Raw genomic sequence first — 19313 nt, 5'->3', positions numbered from 1 at the left:
GGAATGGGTGGTCGGGTCTCGACCCACCCTCCCACCCTGCCCACCGCGCAGACTCGGCGCGCTCAACTGCCGCCACTGCCAGGCGACATGACCTTCCGCGATCAGGTTGCGACGCACCGTTGCGAACCCTTACCGTTCGCGACAAGAAGCGACCTCGGCCGGGTGCTGGAACACCCGAACCGAGGTCTCACCAACAAGATCGAAACGGCGATCCCATGGCTACCGAAGACCTTAGCTTCGCCCTGCCCTCCCCCGCACACCCCATGGCCAGTCCCGGCTACGGAAAACGCGGCACACCCGACCAAGGCCCCCTGCGCCGCGACTCCTTCGCGCATCTCCCGCTGCGGGCCCGCTACCTCGCCGGGTTCATCGACGCGCTCCCCGAGCACGCCGCCATAGACGCGAAGACGCTCGCCAAGGCCCAGCCGCTCTACGGGCAGGCGGCCGTGCGCAGCGCGCTCAACGAGCTGTCCGCCGCCGGGCACCTGCGCCGCGTACGGCGGCTCCGCGACCTCGGCACCGGGAACGGCACGACCCGCTGGGTGTTCCACACCTACTGGTCCCGCATCGCACGCGGGGACGACTGGTGGGCCCGGTTCCTCGACGGTGACGTACCGGAGCTCGAACAGGAAGCCCCGGAGCGGCCGAGGACCCGCTCCGACGCGTACCACCGCCTCGCCCAACTCGGTCTCCGAGAACCCCGGTTGACCCTCTCGGCGGCCGACTGCGCCACGCTGGAAGCGGCCGCCGCGGAATGGCTGGCCCGCGAACCCGATCCCCAGGTCTTCACCCGGGCGATGACCACCGGCCTGCCCGCGGTCGTCCACTCACCCCGCGCCTTCCTCGCCGGCCGCCTGCGCGACAAGCTCCCGCCACAACGCATCCCGGTCACACGCACACAGGCGCCCGCACCCCGGACACTCATGGAGTGCACGGACTGCGGGCGCCCGGGGCGGGCCGAGGCGCTGCCGGGCGGGCTGTGCCGGGGCTGCCGGGGCAGTGGCTGAGCCGGGCCGCTACTCCCCCAGCCACGCCTTCCACTCGGACCGGTGGCCGTCGACCCACTTCTTCGCCGCCGCCTCCGGCGACAGCTTCTGGTCGGCGATCAGGAGGGAGACCTCGTTCTGGTCCTCCGTCGTCCACTGGAACTTCTTCAGGAACCGGGCCGCCTCACCGCCCGACTTCGCGAAGTCCGCGTTGAGGTACTTCTGCAGCGGCGTCTTCGGGTAGGCGCAGGCGACCTTCTTCGGGTCGGCGTCGCAGCCCTCCTTGTAGGGCGGCAGCTTCACCTCCGTCATCGGCACCTGCTCGGTGAGCCACTGCGGGGTGTACCAGTAGCTCAGGAACGGCTTCTTCTTCTTGGCGAACTGCTTCATCTGCGTGATCTGCGCGGCCTCGGACCCCGAGAAGACGACCTGGTAGTCCAGGTCCAGGTTCTTCACGAGGGCCTTGTCGTTCGTTACGTACGACGGGGAGCCGTCGAGGAGTTGGCCCTTGCCGCCGCTCTCGGCGGTCTTGAGCTGATCCGCGTACTTGTTGAGGTTCTTCCAGTTCGTGACGTCCGGGTGCTGCTTCGCGAAGTACGTCGGGACGAACCAGCCGATGTGACCGGTGACGCCGAGGCCGCCGCCGTTCACGATCGTCCTCTTGTCCTTGATGTAGCGGGCCTCCTGGTCGGGGTGGCCCCAGTCCTCCAGGATCGCGTCGACGCGGCCCTGGCTGAGGGCGTCCCAGGCGGGCACCTCGTCGACCTGGACGGTGTCGACGCGGTAGCCGAGTTCGTGCTCCAGGAGGTACTGGGCGACGGCCACGTTCGCCTGTGCGCCGACCCAGGACTGGACGGAGAGCGTCACCGTCTTGGCGCCGCGCGCGTTGGCGAACGGCGAGGCCTGCTTGGTCATGTCGGCCGCGCCGCAGCCGGTGACCGCGAGCAGGGCCCCGGCGGCCGCGACAGCCGCGTAGGACTTACGAGTGCGCGTCATGTCAGGCCTCCTTTCCCGTACGAGTACGGCGCTGCGTCGGCTGCGTCACCCGGTCCAGCATCAGACCGAGGCAGACGATCGCGGCGCCCGCGACCAGGCCGGTGGCCAGGTCGCCCTGGGCGAGGCCGAACACGACGTCGTAGCCGAGCGCGCCACCGCCGACCAGGCCGCCGATGATGACGACGGCGAGGACGAGGACGACGCCCTGGTTGACGGCGAGGAGCAACGCCGGGCGGGCGAGCGGGAGTTGGACCTGGCGCAGTTGCTGGCCCGCCGTCGCGCCCATGGACCTCGACGCCTCCAGAGCGGCCGGGTCGACCTGGCGCAGACCCTGCGTGGTGATGCGGACGACGGCGGGCAGCGCGTAGACGACCGCCGCGGCGACGGCCGGGGCGCGGCCGACGCCGAACAGGGCGACGACCGGGATCAGGTACACGAACTGCGGCATCGTCTGGAAGACGTCCAGGACCGGGCGGAGCAGGCGTTCGAAGCGGCTGCTGCGGGCGGCGGCGATGCCGGTCGCGAAGCCGAGGACGAGGGTCACCGCTACCGCGGCGAGGACCTGGGAGAGGGTGTCGAGGGACGCCTTCCACACGCCGAGGACGCCGATCGCGGCCATCGCGGCGGTGGCGGTCAGCGCGGTGCGCCAGGTGCCGATCAGCCAGGCGAGCGCGGCGACGATCAGCAGCACCGACCACCAGGGCAGCCAGGTCAGGCCCGAGCGGACCGGGTCGAGGATCCAGGTGGTGAAGTGCGCGGCCCAGTCGGCGGTGCCGCCGACGACCGGGACGCCGGTGTAGAGGTGGTCGGTCATCCAGTCGACGGCGTCGTTGACGGGCGTCGCGATGTTGACCACCCAGGCGTCCGGCCAGTCGAGGCGGTCGGCGAAGCGGGCCGCGAGCGCGACGACGACGGTGCCCACCACGACGACGCCCCACTTCCAGCGGGCCGGGGCCTCGTGGGCGCCGACCCGCTCGCCCGCCGCGCCGGTGACCCGGTCGAGGACGACGGCGAGCAGCACGATCGGGATGCCGGCCGCGAGCGCGGCACCGACGTCGACGGAGGCGAGCGCCTGGTACACGCGGTCACCGAGACCGGCGGCGCCGATGACGGAGGCGATGACGGCCATGGACAGGGCCATCATGATCGTCTGGTTGAGGCCGAGGAGCAGTTCCTTGCGGGCCAGCGGCAGGCGCGCCGAGAACAGGCGCTGGCGGAACGTGGCGCCGAGCGAGGTGACGGCCTCCATGACGCCGCCGTCGGCGGAACGCAGGCCGAGCGCGGTGAGCCGGGCCATCGGCGGGGCCGCGTAGACGACGGTGGCGAGGACCGCGGCCGGTACGCCCATGCCGAAGATCAGCACGACGGGCAGCAGGTACGCGTACGCGGGCAGCACCTGCATGGTGTCGAGGACCGGGCGCAGGACGCGGAACATGCGGTCGCTCAGGCCCGCGGCGAGGCCGAGCAGCGCGCCGACCACGACCGAGACGAGGACGGCGACGACCATCAGCGCCAGCGTCTGCATGGTCGGCACCCACATGCCGAGCGCGCCGCAGGCCAGCAGGGCGACGACGGCGAACGCGGCGAGGCGCGCTCCGGCCACCCGCCAGGCGATCAGTCCGGCACCGGCGGTGACGCCCGCCCAGCCGGCGGCGAGCAGCACCACGTACACAACGTGGATGGCGGCGATGACGGCGCCGCTGACGTAGCCGAGGAAGTACAGGAACAGCGGGGACGTGTCACGGTTGTCGATGATCCAGTCGCTGGCCTTGCCGAGCGGTTCGGACACGTCGACGGTGAGCGCGTGCGGCCAGGCGGCGCCGGACCAGCGTGCGGTGACGAGCGGGACGAGCACTCCCGCGACGACGGCGAGCAGCAGGAGCTTGCCGAGGACGCGGTGGCGCCGGTGCAGGGTTCTCAGGGTGCCCGCGCCGTCCTGGTCGAGCGGGGCGGTGGAGACGGCGGCGGTCATCTATACCGCCTCCTCACTGCTCGCGGAGGCGCGCGGCGCGGGAGCACTCGGGGCGCCGGTGCCGGTGGCGGTGGCGCCGGTGGCGCCTGCGGTGCCTACGGTGCCGCCCACGGCGGCGATCAGCCGTTCGTGGTCGACGATGCCCAGGCAGCGGCCGTCCTCCATCACGCGCACCGCGAACCCGGTGCGGGCCACGGCCTCGATCGCCTCCGAGACCGTCGCGTCCGGCGCGATCGCCGCGCCGCGCTCGGCCTCGTCGGCGTCGGCCGGGCGCATGGCGCGGCGCACGGTCATGACCTGTTCACGGGGCACGTCGCGGACGAACTCGCGGACGTAGTCGTCGGCGGGCTCGCCCACGATCTCCTCGGGCGTGCCGAGCTGGACGATCTTCCCGTCGCGCATCAGGGCGATGCGGTCACCGAGGCGCAGTGCCTCGCTCAGGTCGTGGGTGATGAAGACCATCGTGCGGCCCTCCTCCTGGTGCAGCCGCACGACCTCCTCCTGCATGTCGCGCCGGATCAGCGGGTCGAGCGCGCTGAACGGCTCGTCGAAGAGCAGGACCTCGGGGTCGACCGCCAACGCCCTTGCCAGGCCCACGCGTTGCTGCTGGCCGCCGGAGAGCTGGCCGGGGCGGCGTGACTCCAGGCCCTCCAGGCCGACCTTCGCCACGACCTCGGCCGCCTTCGCGCGGCGCTCGGCGCGGCCCACGCCCTGGATCTCCAGGCCGTACGCGACGTTGTCGAGGACCGTGCGGTGCGGCAGCAGGCCGAAGTGCTGGAAGACCATCGCGGCGCGCTGTCTGCGCAGCGAGCGCAGCCGGGAGCGGTCCATGGCGAGGACGTCCTCGCCGTCGATGGACAGGGACCCGGAGGTCGGTTCGATGAGGCGGGTCAGACACCGTACGAGCGTGGACTTGCCGGAGCCGGACAGGCCCATGACGACGAAGACCTCGCCGCGCTTCACATCGAAGGAGACGTCGCGCACGGCGGCGGTGCAGCCGGTGCGGGCGCGCAGTTCGGCGGCGCTCAGGTCCGCCAACTCGGCCTGGTCCGGCACACGTTCGGCCTTCGGCCCGAAGACCTTCCACAGGTTGCGCACGGAGAAGACCGGCTCGTCGGCGGTCTCCCGGCCCGGCTTCTCCGGCGTCACAGTCTGCGTACTCATCACGCATCACCACCCAGCATCTCGGCGCACTTCTCCCCGACCATGAGCACCCCGATCATCGGGTTCACCGCGGGCATCGTCGGGAAGACGGACGCGTCGGCGATACGGATGGACTGCAGCCCGCGGACCCTCAACTCGGGGTCGACCACGGCGAGTTCATCGTCAACCGCACCCATTCGGCAAGTGCCCGCCGGGTGGTAGACGGTGTGCGCGACCTTGCGGGCGTACTCGCTGAGCTCCTCGTCGCCGGTGACGTCGGGGCCCGGACACACCTCACGCTTCAGCCAGCCGGCCAGCGGCTGGGTCTTCGCGATCTCGCGCGCGATGCGGATGCCGTCGACGAGGGTCCGCCCGTCGTGGTCGTCCTCGTCGGTGAAGTAGCGGAAGTCGAGGGCGGGCTTGACCTCGGGGTCGGCGCTGGTCAGGTACAACCGCCCACGGCTCTTCGGCTTGGGGATGTTCGGCGTCATGGACACCCCGTGCTCGGGCTTCTCGTAGCCGAGCCGCTCCGGGTTGTCCGTGAACGGTATTTGGTAGAAGTGGAACATCAGGTCCGGGCCCGCGGCCTCGGGGTCGCGCTGGACGAACAGGCCCGCGTCGCTGTCCATGGCGCTGTTGTCGGGGATCGGCCCGTCCGTCTCCCAGACGATGACCGACTCGGGGTGGTCGAGCAGGTTCTCACCGACGCCCGGCAGGTCGTGCAGGACGGGGATGCCGAGCTTCTCCAGGTCGGCCCTGGGGCCGATGCCGGAGTGCAGCAGCAGGCGGGGCGTGTCGACGGCGCCCGCGCACACGATGACCTCGCGGCGCGCGGATATCAGCCGCTCCGCGCCGTCCTTGCCGCGCACGTGCACGCCACTGGCGCGGGTGCCGTCGACGAACTCCAGCTTGTGCGCCCACGTCTCCAGGAACAGCGCGAGATTGGGGCGGTCGCCCGCCTCCATGTGGGGGTGCAGGTACGCGACCGAGGCGGACGACCGCTTGTTGTTCTCCGGGTGGTACGCGAGGTCGAAGAAGCCGACACCGTCCTTGAACGGCGCCTTGTTGAAGCCCTCGACGCGCGGGACGCCGGTCGCGGCCTGCGCGGCCTCGACGAAGTCGCGGGCGATGGCGTTCCGGTCCTTCTCGTCGACGGCCACGATGTTGTTGCGCAGCTTGCCGAAGTACGGGTCCATCGCCTTGTGGTCCCAGCCGGTGGCGCCGGCCGCGGCCCACTCGTCCCAGTCGCCGGGCAGCGGCTTGAAGGAGATCAGGGTGTTGTGCGAGGAGCAGCCGCCGAGGACCTTGGCGCGGCTGTGCAGGATGTGCGAGTTGCCGCGCGGCTGCTCGGTGGTGGTGTAGCCGTAGTCGAGGTCGCCGCCGAGCAGACCGAGCCAGCGGCGCAGGGTGAGCACGTCGTCGCGGTCGATGTCGCTGGGGCCGCCCTCGATGACGGCGACGGTGACGTCCGGGTTCTCGGTGAGCCGGGAGGCGATCACCGATCCTGCGGTGCCGCCGCCGACGATGACGTAGTCGTAGAGGGCGCTGTCGTGTTCAGGCATGCGTCAACTCCAAGGTGTCGCAAGGTACTTCGCGTAATGAGTGGGGGGTGCGTGCGGGTACGGGGCGGGCTCAGCCCGCGAACCAGCGCACCGGCTTCGGCGCGAGGTTCTGGTACACGTGCTTGGTCTCGCGGTACTCGGCGAGCCCGGCGGGGCCGAGCTCCCGGCCGACGCCGCTCTTCCCGAAGCCGCCCCACTCGGCCTGCGGAAGGTAGGGGTGGAAGTCGTTGATCCAGACGGTGCCGTGGCGCAGGCGTCCGGCGACGCGGCGGGCGCGGCCCGCGTCGGCGGTCCAGACGGCGCCGGCGAGGCCGTACTCGGTGTCGTTGGCGAGGGCGACGGCCTCGTCCTCGGTGCGGAACGTCTCGACGGTGAGGATCGGCCCGAAGGTCTCCTCGCGCACGACCCGCATCTCGCGGTGGCACTGGTCGAGGACGGTCGGCTCGTAGAACCAGCCGGTGGCGGGGCGCACGTCGCTCGCCGCGGGGCGCTTGCCGCCGCTGCGCAGCACGGCGCCCTCGGCCAGGGCCGAGGCGACGTAGGACTCGGTCTTGTCGCGCTGCTGCTCGCTGACCAGCGGGCCGCACTCGACGCCCTTCTCGGTGCCGCGGCCGAGGCGGATCCTCTCGGCGCGGCGGGCGAGCTCGGCGACGAAGCGCTCGCGCACCGACTCCTCGATGATGAGCCGCGAACCGGCGGAGCAGACCTGGCCGCTGTGGATGAACGCGGCGTTCAGCGCCTGGTCGACGGCGGTGTCGAAGCCTTCCTCCGTCTCGCAGGCGTCGGCGAAGACGACGTTCGGGTTCTTGCCGCCGAGTTCGAGGGCGACCTTCTTCACGGTCGCGGCCGCGGCCTGCGCGACCAAGGTTCCGCTGACCAGGCCGCCGGTGAAGGAGACGAGGTCGACGTCGGGGTGGTCGGCGAGGCGCGCGCCGACGGTGGCGCCCGGACCGGTCACGAGGTTGGCGACACCTTCCGGCAGCCCGGCCTCCACCAGGAGCTCGACGAGCACGACGGTCGTCAGCGGGGTGATCTCGCTCGGCTTGATCACGAAGGTGTTGCCCGCGGCGAGCGCCGGGGCGACCTTCCAACTCGCCTGCAGGAGAGGGTAGTTCCAGGGCGTGATCATCGTGCAGACGCCGACCGGCTCGTGCACGACGACGCTGTGGATCTCGTCGGAACCGGCGTCGACGACCCGGCCCGCGCCCTCCCCGACCACGAGGTCGGCGAAGTAGCGGAAGGCGTCGGCGACGCAGTCGACGTCGACCCGGCCCTCCTCGACGGTCTTGCCCGCGTCCCGGCTCTCCAGGAGGCCGATCTTCTCCCGGTCCCGTACGAGGAGGTCGGCGACCCGGCGCAGCAGCGCGGCGCGCTCGGCGACGGGGGTGTGCGGCCACGGGCCCTGGTCGAAGGCCGCGCGGGCGGCGGCTATCGCGGCGTCCGCGTCCTCGGCGCCGCCCTCGGCGATCACGGCGAACGGTGCGGCGTCCGCGGGGTCGAGGATCTCGCGGCTCGCGCCGGAGGCGGCACCGCGCCACTCTCCGCCGACATGGATGGTCTGTTGCGCTGACACGTCCTGGTTTGCCTTCCGTTCCGGATCTGTCCCCCGAGCACCGCGGCAGCCTCTCGGCAATCTCCGCGGTGATGTCGCAAGCCCCTGCCCTGGGGTCCGGAAAGCATGCGTAAGCAGGACCTAAAAGTGCGCTGCGTCACCCGGCCCCTACGCCTCCGGGGCCGCCGCCGCCTCCTTGACGAGCCGTACCGCCGCGACCAGGGAGAGTGACGGCTCGGCGTCCCGCAGCACCTTGACCGCGCGCGCCGATTCCGCAGGACCCTCGTAGCCCGCCGCGGCGAACCGCTCCCGCACCCATCGCACGCGCAGCTCCGCCTCGCTCGGCCGCGGCGTCTCGGCGATCAGCGCGGCGGCCCGCTCGAGACCCGGCCGTTCGGCATCGGTCGCCCGCGCGAGCGCCGCGTCCACGGCCTCGGCGATGCGGTCGACGTCACGCACGACGACGACACCCAGTTCCCGCGGCGGTTTCGACTTGAAGATCATTCCTCCATGATGCGCGCGCCCGGAGACGGCGAAACGGCACTTGAGCATGTCGAGAGCTTCAGCCCGAAGGGCGGAACCGGGACAGGACGGTGGTGAGCCGGTCCCGCTGGGCGGGCCACTCGGCGTCCGGGCCCGCGACGAGCACCGCGTACTGCGTTCCGTCCTGCGCGGTGAACGCGAAGTCGATCACCTTCCTGCGGGCGCCGAGCTTCTCGCTGTCGTACGCGTAGACGAGTTCGGCCGCGTCGTCGGTGACCGCTTCCGAGGCCCCGTCGGGCGCGGTCGTCTCCGCGAGGGAGACCTCCTCGTACCCGGGGTTCTTGCCCGAAAGGGTCTTGGACGCGGCCCGGAGCGAGGCGAGCGGTGCGGTGTCCGGCTCCGTGATGGTGAAGACCTGGATGAGCGAGGACTCGTCGGAGGACTTGTAGAAGACACCCTGTTCGCTCTCGCTGCGGTCCCAGCCGTCGGGCACAGCGATCGTGAAGCCCGCCACGTCCGTCACCTCCCGGTAGTCCGAGGGGAGTTCACCGCCGGTCGGCGAGGGGGTCGCAGTGGGCGTGGGCGTAGGAGTGGACGTGGGGGTGGCGGTGGGAGAGGCGGATGTGCCGGTCGGCTTCGGGTCCGGCCGCGGGTCGTCCCCGCGGCCGACCAGCACCACCGCTGACGCGACGGCGGCGCCGAGCACGGCCGCGGCCACCACCACGACGGCGAAGCGCCGGCCGCGGCCGGGCGGCGGCGAGGCCGGTCCCGGCAGCTCCGGCTCCGGCCAGGGCGTCGGCGGCGCGAAATCGGGCCGCGGCGGGGGCGGCGACGACAGCGTCGCGGGGCCCGAACCCGCCGCCTCCCAGCGCTGGGTCTCCTCGTTCCACTGGCGCCCGCTCATCTCAGGTTCCCCAGCATCCCGGCCACCGTGCCGGCCGACGCGAGCAGCGAGACGACCGCCTGCGAGTCGCCGAGCAGCGCCCGCAGCCGGTCGAGCCGGGTCGCCGGGGCGCTGCCGGTGCGGACGAGCTCGCCCTCCGTCTCGGCGAGTTCGGCGTCGAGGACGCGCAGCTGCCCGTCGTCGCGCAGCCGGGTCAGGTCGGCACGCAGTTCGCGCACCGCCTCCAGAAGTTCCCGCATCGCCTCGTCGCGCTGCGGCGCGCTGTGCGTGTGGCTCTCCGCGCGGGCGTGGCTGCCGATGGCGAAGGTGCTGCCGTGGACGTCGCCGATGCTGACCGAGGGCTCGTCATTCGCTGCCATGATCGTCCGATCCCTTCTTGGCCGGAGCGTCGTCGGCCTTGCCCGACGTCGCGCTGGCGTGGCTGCCGACGGCGAAGGTGGAGTCCTCGACCCGGTCGATGTTCACGCCACCACTGCTGATGTTCACGATCTTCTGGACGAACTCGCCGGTCTGGTAGCCGGATTCGGCGAGCGCCTGGCTCACCCCGCCCGCGATGCGGTCCTGGACCGACTTGAGGTACCGCTCGACGTCCATCCGCTGGAACAGCGAACCCGGTCCTTCCGAGCCGAGCTCGCGCACCGACAGGGCGGGGCCGTCGGGCAGCGCGCCGCTGTGCCCGCCGGTGAGCACCTGCCAGCCGTAGCCGACCCAGCGGCCGATGGTGACCAGGGAACGCGCGGGAGATCCCGGCACGCGCGCGACGGCCCAGACGGCCTTGCCGAACGGGTTGTTGTGGCGGAACTGGTGGGCGGTGCGCTCCGCGTCGCGGAACGGCTCCAGCACCGGGGCGAGGACGTGCGGCGCGATCTCCAGCATCAGCATCCGGCCCTGGGTGTGGACCCGGACGAAGACGGTGACGACCAGTTCCTCCTCCCAGCCGCCGACCCGGATCCGCAGGAAGTGCCGCCGCTTCTCGGCGCCCTCCTCGACGGACCGCTCCCGGTGTTCCTCGAACGCCTCCGCCCGGTAGGGGGCGTCCGCCCGCTCGGCGAGGCCCTCGGCGGGCAGGAAGACGCACTCGTCGATCTCCAGCCAGCGCAGCCGGTCGCGCACGGTGGTGCCCGCGAACTCGGCGGGCAGCCGCAGCTGTTCGAGCAGCGGCCGGATCTTCTCCAGGATGCCCCGGTTGTTGAGCGGCTGCTGCTTCTTCGACCGGTCGGGCCGCAGCTCGACGGCCAGGGTCCAGGTGTCGACCGGTTCGCCCGCGCCGCAGAACGGGCGGAGCGCGTGATACATGATCAGCGGCGCGTGCTGCTCGGTCCTGATCCGCCGCATCACCCGCTGGAAGCGGGCCCCCTCGGCGCTCTCCGCCGGGTCGGTGGCGGCGTTCGCGAACCGTGCCTCGCAGAGTTCGTCCCCGAGCGCGCGGGCGAACTGGCTGCGCTGGGCGCCCACGCACACGGCGATCAGGACGAGCAGGAGCAGGGTGAGCCAGCCGTGCAGGGCGTCGCCGGACCCGGAGCCCTCGGGGATCATCCAGCTCACCACGTCGGGCAGGCCGTCCCGCAGGCCCGAACGCATCTCGTAGGAGGGGCTGTCGTAGTCCTCGCCGTCACCGGTGACCATGGCCACGGTGGAGAGCAGCAGCAAGGCCAGCAGGAGCCGCGCCCACCAGCGCACGTACCAGGCGAACACCCGGCGGTAGACCGGCGGCCGCTTCTGCGGGCCGCGGATCCAGACGCCGAGCGCGAGCAGCGCGGACGGCAGCAGGAACACGACGATCCAGTAGTCGGTCAGCGGCAGGGCCACCACCCACAGGCCGAGCACGGCCCAGGCCCACGCCACTTCGATGCGCCGGGCGCGCAAGGCGTGCGCGAGGACACGGGCCGCGTCGAAGCCGAGCGACGGGGCCACGATGCGCTGCTCGTGCAGGTGCAGCTGCTCGATGACCCGGTTCCGGTAGTCCTGGTCGAGATAGGTGCCGGCGCACAGCAGCCGGGTGGCCTCACTGGCGTACGGCGGCTTCGCCGACGACGGTGGGCCCACGCCACCGCCGCCGGTCTCCGATGACGACTGCTGCGGTACATAGGCGGTGCTCACACCACTCCCCCGACGTTCCCATCGATGATGCTTGTTCGAACTGCCGTCACTGGTGGGGCAGTTGCGAAAGAAGCAGCATAGGGCGCCGGGGCTGCAAGGAGAAAGCGGATACTGCCGCCGGAGCGGGGGTCGGGGCCGCCGGACGACAAACCGCCCGCGGCGGGTCGGGAAACGACCCGCCGCGGGCGGAGAGCTGACTGCCTGAGCCGGGACCTAGATGAGGCCGAGACCGCGCACGGCCTCGCGCTCCTCCGCGAGCTCGGCGACGGACGCGTCGATGCGCGTACGCGAGAACTCGTTGATCTCCAGGCCCTGGACGATCTCGTACTTGCCGTCCTTGCAGGTGACGGGGAAGGAGGAGATGAGGCCCTCCGGCACGCCGTACGAACCGTCGGACGGGATGCCCATCGAGGTCCAGTCGCCCTCGGCGGTGCCGTTGACCCAGGTGTGGACGTGGTCGATCGCGGCGTTCGCGGCGGAGGCGGCCGACGAGGCGCCACGGGCCTCGATGATCGCGGCACCGCGCTTGGCGACGGTCGGGATGAACTCCTCGCCCAGCCACTTCTCGTCGTTGCCGATGGCCTCGATCGCGGGCTTGCCGGCGACGGTGGCCTGGAAGATGTCCGGGTACTGGGTGGCCGAGTGGTTGCCCCAGATCGTCAGACGCTGGATGTCGGCGACGGTCGCGCCCGACTTCTTCGCGAGCTGCGTCAGCGCGCGGTTGTGGTCGAGGCGGGTCATCGCGGTGAAGCGCTCGGCCGGTACGTCCGGGGCCGAGGCCTGGGCGATGAGGGCGTTGGTGTTGGCCGGGTTGCCGACGACGAGGACCTTGATGTCGTCCGCGGCGTTGTCGTTGATGGCCTTGCCCTGCGGCTTGAAGATGCCGCCGTTGGCCTCCAGGAGGTCACCGCGCTCCATGCCCTTGGTGCGCGGGCGGGCGCCGACGAGGAGACCGACGTTGGCGCCGGAGAAGGCGACGTTCGGGTCGTCGGTGATGTCGATGCCCTGGAGGAGCGGGAACGCGCAGTCGTCCAGCTCCATCGCGGTGCCCTCGGCGGCCTTGAGCGCGGGGGTGATCTCCAGGAGGCGCAGCTTGACCGGCACGTCCGCGCCGAGCAGCTGGCCGGAGGCGATGCGGAAGAGCAGTGCGTAGCCGATCTGGCCGGCGGCGCCGGTGACGGTGACGTTCACGGGAGTGCGGGTCATGGCGTTCTCCGTATGACAGCGAGGCTTTTGATCGATCTCTTGGCATCAAGAGATCCGCTCGTCAGGCTATCGCCTCTCGCCCGCACCGGACCCCCGGGTTCGTGTGGCTCACCCCACAGAGCGGAAGGAGGGGCGAGCCACCCGAACACGACGGCGGCCGCCGCCCCGGGAGAGAAGGGGGCGGCGGCCGCCGGGGGTGCCACTGTGTGACCACTCCCGTGGGGGTACTCAGTCGGCTTCCCCGAAGTCACCGCCTTATGCACACGACCTCGGGGAGCGCTCGGCGCGGCTACTCGGTGCAGCCCTTCTGCCCGGACACGAGCGTGCCGCAGGCCTTCGCCTCGGCGGCCGAGCCCACGGCGATCATCGGGGTGTACGCGTCCGTGTCCGCGTCGCCGACCAGGCCCTTCTTCGACTTCTTGGACCCGACGGCGAGCGTCACGCTGTCGCCGGGCGTCGCGAACTGGATCCGCGCCCAGGCCGCCTTGCACGTCTTGCTGTAGCGGATCTCGACGTTGGCCGTGCCGAGGGCGGTCTTCACGGGGCTGTCCGCGAGGTCGCCGCCGCAGCCCATGGCCTCCGGGTCCTTGCCGGTGCAGCTCGCGCCCACGCACTGCACGCCCGCGGGCAGCTGGGGCGCGCTGGTGGTCGGCGACTTCGACGGTTCGGCCCGGTCGCCCTTGTCACCGCCGCCGCTGGTCATGACGTAGGCGATGAGGACGACGAGGGCGGCGCCGACGACGCCCGCGAGGAACATGAACAGACGCCGTCTGCCGCCGGAGCCCTGCGGGCCCGACGTCGACGGGGTGGGCGGCGGACCGAACTGGTCCAGGCTCGGCGCCCCGCCCTGCGGCGGCACGGTCGGGGAGACTCCGGCGGGACCCGCCACCCCGGTGGGCCGGGGCGGCGACTGAGCGGCGGCGCTGCCGTTCTTGGCCGGTTTGGTCTGGGTGGCGGGCGAGCCGAACTCCCCGAGCGCCGCGCGCGCCTGGGATATCCGTATCGCCTCCATGGTCATGTCGTGGCGCATCTCGGAACGGCTCCAGGCGCGCTCCGCGAGCTCCCACATCGTGGTCAGGTGGACGGGATTGGTTCCGGTGACCTCGGCGAGCGCGACGATCGCGCCCTTGGGCGCGAGCAGTCGTCCGTTCAGATATCGCTCCCACGAGGTCTTGCTGTACCCGGTGCGGTCCGCCAACGCGGCGATCCCGAGCCCGCTGCGGTCCACCAGCCGACGCAACTGGCTGGCGAACTCCTTGACCTGCGGGTCGAGTTCGTCCGGTAGCGCCCTCCAACGAGGCATTGCCTTCCCCCTATTCCCCCCATACGTGCCTGAATTCCCCTGCGCTGCGCCCGCGCATCGGCCCCCCACTGGTTACCCAATGGGATGCGAGTAGCCAGGATGTCAGTTCCCCGGGCAGGGGCGCACGGGGGCATTCGACAGCGTTCGACAGGCAAGAGGCTCCGGAATGTGCCCCCTCGCACAACTCCGGGCCCGGGACGACCCGACTTCTCCGGTTCTCCGGGTCGGTCCCGATTTCCCAGGCTATGTGCGCTGTCCACCCTCGTACGACAAAATCCTTCAACCTGCCCGCACATCACCACACAAGGACGGCGGGGCTCCGGCACCGGAGCCCCGCCCGTCACTCGAAGCGACGTCCGTCGCCGCTCACCTCACGGTGAAGTGCAAGGTGTCCTGAAGGAACGGGATCGTGAGCCACGGATCGGGCTGCGCCATCATCGCGAGCAGCACGATGGCGAGGCCGAGGATCCCGTACGTGAGCATGTCCGTGAAGCGGGAGCGCACGGCGAGCATGCCGACGCCCGGCAGCACCCAGCGCATGACGGCGCCCGCGAGCAGGGCCACGCCGACCAGCATCGTGCCGACGCGGAACACGTCGAACGCGGTGAGCAGCAGGCCGAGGCCGGTCAGCGCGAGGACGGAGATCAGCGGCCACTGGCGTGCGGGGGCCGGGGCGTCACCGGGGGCGGCACGGCCCCCGCCCTCGGGGCGCGCGGTGTCGCGGGTCCACAGCGGGAACCGCCGCGTCCCGCGCTTCCTGCCGCCCCGCTGGGCGTCGTCCGGGGCGGCGGAGGCGTCGTCGGGGGTCCCGCCGGACGCCGCGTCGGAGGCGCCGCCCGCCGTGCCCCCCGAGGCCTCAGCGAACACCGTCGGCGTTCCGGCTCGCGCGCTCCGCGGCCTCCACCACGTTCACCAGGAGCTGGGCGCGGGTCATCGGGCCCACACCGCCCGGGTTCGGGGAGATCCAGCCGGCCACCTCGGTGACGCCCGGGTGGACATCGCCGACGATCTTGCCGTTCTCGTCGCGCGAGACACCGACGTCGAGCACGGCGGCGCCCGGCTTGATGTCCTCGGGCTTGATCAGGTGGGGCACACCGGCCGCGGCGACGATGATGTCGGCGCGCTTGAGGTGGGCGGAGAGGTCACGGGTGCCGGTGTGACACTGCGTGACGGTCGCATTCTCCGACTTGCGGGTGAGCAGCAGCGGCATCGGGCGGCCGATGGTGACGCCGCGGCCGACCACGACGACCTCGGCGCCCTTGATCTCCACGCCGTGCTCGCGCAGCAGCGTGATGATGCCGAACGGGGTGCAGGGCAGCGGCGCCGGCTCGTTCAGGACGAGGCGGCCGAGGTTCATGGGGTGCAGGCCGTCCGCGTCCTTGGCCGGGTCCATCAGCTCCAGGATGCGGTTCTCGTCGATGCCCTTGGGCAGCGGCAGCTGCACGATGTAGCCGGTGCAGGCCGGGTCCTCGTTCAGCTCGCGGACGACCGCCTCGATCTCCTCCTGGGAGGCCGTGGCGGGCAGTTCGCGCTGGATGGAGGCGATGCCCACCTGCGCGCAGTCGCGGTGCTTGCCCGCGACGTACTTCTGGCTGCCGGGGTCCTCCCCGACGAGGACCGTGCCGAGTCCCGGCGTGACCCCCTTCTCCTTCAGCGCCGCCACGCGGGCGGTCAGATCGGACTTGATCGCGGCTGCGGTGGCCTTGCCATCGAGAATCTGGGCGGTCATGGAGCCATTGTTTCAGGGCGGCCGGGATTCACCCAAGTTGCACTTGCACAACAGCCCTGAACGCCCGCTGGACAAAAGCGTGGCTGGTTCACGACCATGATCTCCGCAGTGCCGCGGATCGGCGGCAGGGGGGACTGCCGGTCGTGCGACCGCAAAGCCGTGGTGATCCTCCGCAGGTCCGCGACGTCCCCGATTCCGTCACCGGAGGATCCCGCCATGAGTTTCGGCGAACCCAACAATCCGTACGGCCAGCAGCCTCCGCAAGGCGGCAATCCGTACGGCCAGCCCCAGGGCCAGCCCGGCTACGGCTACCCGCAGGCGCCCCAGGGCGCGCCGCAGGGTGTCCCGCCGCAGGGCTACGGCTACCCGCAGGCTCCCGGCCAGCCCGGGGCCTACCCCCCGCAGGGCGGCATGCCGCCGTATCCGCAGGGCGGGATGCAGCCCGGTATGCCGCCGATCGCCGGCATGGGCCGCCGGCTCGGCGCCCGCGCGATCGACGGTGTCCTGTACTCGATCATCTACTTCGTGCTGATCGGCCCGATGTTCGTGGACAGCGTCAAGTCCGCCACCGACTGCGACCCGGCGTCGAGCACGTACGACACCTGCGTCAACAACGCAAGCTCGGACATGATCGGCAAGATCATCCCGATCGCGCTCGGCATGCTGGCCGTGACGCTCCTGTACGAGGTCCTGATGATCTCCTTCGTGGGCGCCACGCTCGGCAAGCTGGCCGTCGGCATCCGCGTGCTGCGCCTGGAGAACGGCCAGAAGCCCGGTCTCGGCAAGGGACTGCTGCGCTGGGTCATTCCGTACGCCGGCTACCTCGCTTGCGGTATCGGCATGCTCCTGGTCTACCTGTCGCCGTTCTTCGACAACTCCGGCCGCCAGCAGGGCTGGCACGACAAGGCGGCGGGCACCATCGCCGTCAACGTCAAGGGCTGACCCGCACGCAGCGAGGGCCCGCCGGTCATTGACCGGCGGGCCCTCGCCCGTTGTGCCGTCCGGGGTCAGTGGAAGAAGTGCCGCGTCCCGGTGAAGTACATCGTCACGCCCGCCTTCTTGGCGGCCTCGACGACCTGCTCGTCACGGATCGAGCCGCCCGGCTGCACGATCGCCCGCACGCCGGCGTCGATCAGGATCTGCGGCCCGTCGGGGAACGGGAAGAACGCGTCCGACGCGGCGAACGAACCCCGTGCCCGCTCCTCACCGGCCCGCTCGACGGCGAGCTTGCAGGAGTCGACGCGGTTGACCTGGCCCATGCCGACGCCGACCGAGGCGCCGTCCTTGGCGAGCAGGATGGCGTTGGACTTGACCGCGCGGCACGCCTTCCAGGCGAACGCCAGCTCGTCCAACTCGCCCTGGGAGAGGGCGTCGCCGGTGGCGAGGGTCCAGGTCGCCGGGTTGTCGCCGTCGGCCTGGAGACGGTCGGTGACCTGGAGGAGGGCGCCGCCGTCGATCTGCTTCGTCTCCACGCGCGCGGACGGCCCGTTCGGGGCGCGCAGCACGCGGATGTTCTTCTTCTTGGTGAGGGCTTCGAGGGCGCCGTCCTCGTAGTCCGGCGCGACGATGACCTCGGTGAAGATGTCGGCGACCTGCTCCGCCATCTCCTTGGTGACCGGACGGTTCACCGCGATGACACCGCCGTACGCGGAGACCGGGTCACAGGCGTGCGCCTTGCGGTGGGCCGTGGCGACATCCGAGGCGACGGCGATACCGCACGGGTTCGCGTGCTTGATGATCGCGACGCACGGGTCGTCGTGGTCGTACGCGGCACGGCGCGCGGCGTCCGTGTCCGTGAAGTTGTTGTACGACATCTCCTTGCCGTGCAGCTGCTCCGCCTCGGCCAGACCGCCGGTGCCGTCGACGTAGAGGGCGGCGCCCTGGTGCGGGTTCTCGCCGTAGCGCAGGACGTTCTTGCGCTCGTACGTGGCACCGAGGAAGTCGGGGTGACCGCTGTCGTCGGCGGCCGCGTAGTCGGCGGCGAACCAGGAGGCCACGGCCACGTCGTACGAGGCGGTGTGCTGGAACGCCTCGGCGGCCAGGCGCTTACGGGCGGTCAGGTCGAACCCGCCGTCCACGACGGCCTTCAGCACGTCCGCGTACGCGGCCGGGTTCACGACCACCGAGACCGAAGGGTGGTTCTTGGCGGCGGCGCGCACCATGGAGGGGCCGCCGATGTCGATCTGCTCCACGCACTCGTCGGGGGTCGCGCCGGAGGCGACGGTCTCCTTGAACGGGTACAGGTTCACGATCACGAGGTCGAACGGCGCGACGCCGAGGTCCCGCAGCTGCTTCTGGTGGTCCTCCAGACGCAGGTCGGCGAGGATGCCCGCGTGCACCTTCGGGTGCAGGGTCTTCACCCGCCCGTCGAGGCACTCCGGGAACCCGGTGAGCTCCTCGACCTTGGTGACCGGCACCCCGGCGGAGGCGATCTTCCCGGCGGTGGAGCCCGTCGACACGAGCTCGACGCCCGCCTCGTGGAGCCCGCGCGCCAGCTCCTCCAGACCGGTCTTGTCGTAGACGCTGACCAGCGCCCGGCGAATGGGCCGCTTGTTGCTTCCGGCGGTGTTTTCCGCGGTCACGGGATGACTACCTTTCGTCCCTCAATGCTGAAGCCGTTACGGGCCAGACGCCCCACGACATCGACGAGCAGCGTGCGCTCGACTTCCTTGATGCGCTCGTGCAGAGCGCCCTCGTCGTCCTCATCACGGATCTCGACCACGCCCTGAGCGATGATCGGGCCGGTGTCGACGCCGTCGTCGACGAAGTGGACGGTGCATCCGGTGACCTTGGCGCCGTACGCGAGAGCGTCGCGCACGCCGTGCGCACCGGGAAAGCTGGGCAGCAGGGCCGGGTGCGTGTTCACGAACCGCCCGCCGAAGTGGGCCAGGAACTCCTTGCCCACGATCTTCATGAAGCCCGCGGAGACCACCAGGTCCGGCTCGTACGCGGCGGTCGCCTCGGCCAGCGCCCGGTCCCAGTCCTCGCGCGCGGCGTGGTCCTTCACGCGGCACACGAAGGTGGGCAGGCCCGCACGCTCGGCGCGCTCCAGGCCCGCGATGCCGTCGCGGTCGGCCCCGACGGCGACGATCTCGGCGCCGTAGGCCTGCGCTCCCCGCTCCTCGATGGTGTCGAGCAGTGCCTGCAGATTCGTACCTGATCCGGAGACCAGCACGACGAGGCGCTTGGCCTTGGCCACGGCGGGGGCCTTTCTGGGAGAGCTGTGCGTCTTGCGCGGCTTGCATGTCCTGCATGTCTTTGTGCGGTCGTACAAAGGCTTCGCCGTCCCCGATACGGGGAACCCTACGAAGCGGCCGACCGCCAGCAACGATACCGGCACGCCCGGCGGCCCCCTCGGGACGGGGGATCAGGAGGCG

General features: G+C 71.4%; 17 protein-coding genes. 2 read left to right on the top strand and 15 right to left on the bottom strand.

What is annotated here, in order from left to right; translation table 11 throughout:
- The first annotated feature begins 215 nt into the window (after nucleotides 1–215).
- Nucleotides 216–1007 (top strand): hypothetical protein, encoded by a 792-nt coding sequence (locus tag B072_RS42250; RefSeq protein WP_158689134.1) that lies wholly within the window; start codon nucleotides 216–218, stop codon nucleotides 1005–1007.
- Between the two features lie 9 nt (nucleotides 1008–1016).
- Here B072_RS42250 and B072_RS0103210 read toward each other — a convergent pair whose 3' ends face one another.
- The 13 genes from B072_RS0103210 to B072_RS0103150 form a co-directional block, all read right to left on the bottom strand.
- The gene (locus B072_RS0103210) at nucleotides 1017–1982 is read right to left on the bottom strand and encodes an ABC transporter substrate-binding protein (protein ID WP_018528483.1); all 966 of its coding nucleotides are present in this window, start codon (nucleotides 1980–1982) and stop codon (nucleotides 1017–1019) included.
- Nucleotide 1983: 1 nt separating this feature from the next.
- A complete protein-coding gene (locus tag B072_RS0103205) occupies nucleotides 1984–3954 on the bottom strand; it encodes an ABC transporter permease (RefSeq protein ID WP_018528482.1) in 1971 nt (656 codons plus the stop codon).
- Nucleotides 3955–5118, bottom strand: a complete 1164-nt coding sequence (locus B072_RS42245; RefSeq protein ID WP_051127064.1) for a quaternary amine ABC transporter ATP-binding protein — start codon at nucleotides 5116–5118, stop codon at nucleotides 3955–3957.
- On the bottom strand, nucleotides 5118–6659 hold the full coding sequence (locus tag B072_RS0103195) for a GMC family oxidoreductase (protein WP_018528480.1): 1542 nt from the start codon (nucleotides 6657–6659) through the stop codon (nucleotides 5118–5120). Before B072_RS0103195 ends, B072_RS42245 begins: the two co-directional genes overlap by 1 nt.
- Before the next feature lie 70 nt (nucleotides 6660–6729).
- Nucleotides 6730–8232: an aldehyde dehydrogenase family protein gene (locus B072_RS0103190; RefSeq protein WP_018528479.1), complete on the bottom strand. Its 1503-nt coding sequence runs from the start codon at nucleotides 8230–8232 to the stop codon at nucleotides 6730–6732.
- Between the two features lie 147 nt (nucleotides 8233–8379).
- Complete coding sequence (locus tag B072_RS0103185) at nucleotides 8380–8715, bottom strand: hypothetical protein (RefSeq protein ID WP_018528478.1); 336 nt, start codon at nucleotides 8713–8715, stop codon at nucleotides 8380–8382.
- A gap of 58 nt (nucleotides 8716–8773) precedes the next feature.
- The gene (locus B072_RS45350; RefSeq protein WP_018528477.1) at nucleotides 8774–9598 is read right to left on the bottom strand and encodes a hypothetical protein; all 825 of its coding nucleotides are present in this window, start codon (nucleotides 9596–9598) and stop codon (nucleotides 8774–8776) included.
- Nucleotides 9595–9957 (bottom strand): hypothetical protein, encoded by a 363-nt coding sequence (locus B072_RS0103175; protein ID WP_018528476.1) that lies wholly within the window; start codon nucleotides 9955–9957, stop codon nucleotides 9595–9597. The genes B072_RS45350 and B072_RS0103175 overlap by 4 nt, the downstream gene beginning before the upstream one ends.
- Entirely contained in the window at nucleotides 9944–11698 is a 1755-nt protein-coding gene (locus B072_RS0103170; protein ID WP_018528475.1) for a hypothetical protein, read from the bottom strand. The genes B072_RS0103175 and B072_RS0103170 overlap by 14 nt, the downstream gene beginning before the upstream one ends.
- Nucleotides 11699–11911: 213 nt before the next feature.
- A complete protein-coding gene (locus B072_RS0103165) occupies nucleotides 11912–12904 on the bottom strand; it encodes a malate dehydrogenase (RefSeq protein ID WP_018528474.1) in 993 nt (330 codons plus the stop codon).
- A 289-nt stretch (nucleotides 12905–13193) separates the two neighbouring features.
- Nucleotides 13194–14207: an XRE family transcriptional regulator gene (locus B072_RS0103160; RefSeq protein ID WP_063746422.1), complete on the bottom strand. Its 1014-nt coding sequence runs from the start codon at nucleotides 14205–14207 to the stop codon at nucleotides 13194–13196.
- A gap of 366 nt (nucleotides 14208–14573) precedes the next feature.
- On the bottom strand, nucleotides 14574–15074 hold the full coding sequence (locus tag B072_RS0103155; RefSeq protein WP_018528472.1) for a DUF3017 domain-containing protein: 501 nt from the start codon (nucleotides 15072–15074) through the stop codon (nucleotides 14574–14576).
- Nucleotides 15064–15936 carry a bifunctional methylenetetrahydrofolate dehydrogenase/methenyltetrahydrofolate cyclohydrolase gene (locus tag B072_RS0103150; protein WP_018528471.1) on the bottom strand — a complete coding sequence of 291 codons (873 nt, stop codon included), beginning with the start codon at nucleotides 15934–15936 and terminating at the stop codon, nucleotides 15064–15066. Before B072_RS0103150 ends, B072_RS0103155 begins: the two co-directional genes overlap by 11 nt.
- A gap of 216 nt (nucleotides 15937–16152) precedes the next feature.
- On the opposite strand from B072_RS0103150, the gene B072_RS0103145 reads away from it, so the two are divergent.
- On the top strand, nucleotides 16153–16878 hold the full coding sequence (locus B072_RS0103145; RefSeq protein WP_018528470.1) for an RDD family protein: 726 nt from the start codon (nucleotides 16153–16155) through the stop codon (nucleotides 16876–16878).
- A 65-nt stretch (nucleotides 16879–16943) separates the two neighbouring features.
- Here the strand turns inward: B072_RS0103145 and purH are convergent, their stop codons facing one another.
- Together purH and purN are read right to left on the bottom strand one after the other, a co-directional pair.
- Complete coding sequence (purH, locus tag B072_RS0103140) at nucleotides 16944–18518, bottom strand: bifunctional phosphoribosylaminoimidazolecarboxamide formyltransferase/IMP cyclohydrolase (RefSeq protein ID WP_018528469.1); 1575 nt, start codon at nucleotides 18516–18518, stop codon at nucleotides 16944–16946.
- Nucleotides 18515–19135: a phosphoribosylglycinamide formyltransferase gene (purN, locus tag B072_RS0103135; RefSeq protein WP_018528468.1), complete on the bottom strand. Its 621-nt coding sequence runs from the start codon at nucleotides 19133–19135 to the stop codon at nucleotides 18515–18517. The genes purH and purN overlap by 4 nt, the downstream gene beginning before the upstream one ends.
- Nucleotides 19136–19313: the final 178 nt, after the last annotated feature.

It is taken from the genome of Streptomyces sp. HmicA12 (assembly GCF_000373565.1).
In the GTDB taxonomy this organism is placed as follows: Bacteria; Actinomycetota; Actinomycetes; order Streptomycetales; family Streptomycetaceae; genus Streptomyces.
Note: the sequence above shows the minus strand (reverse complement) of the source record. Positions and strands in the feature narration are given on the sequence as shown.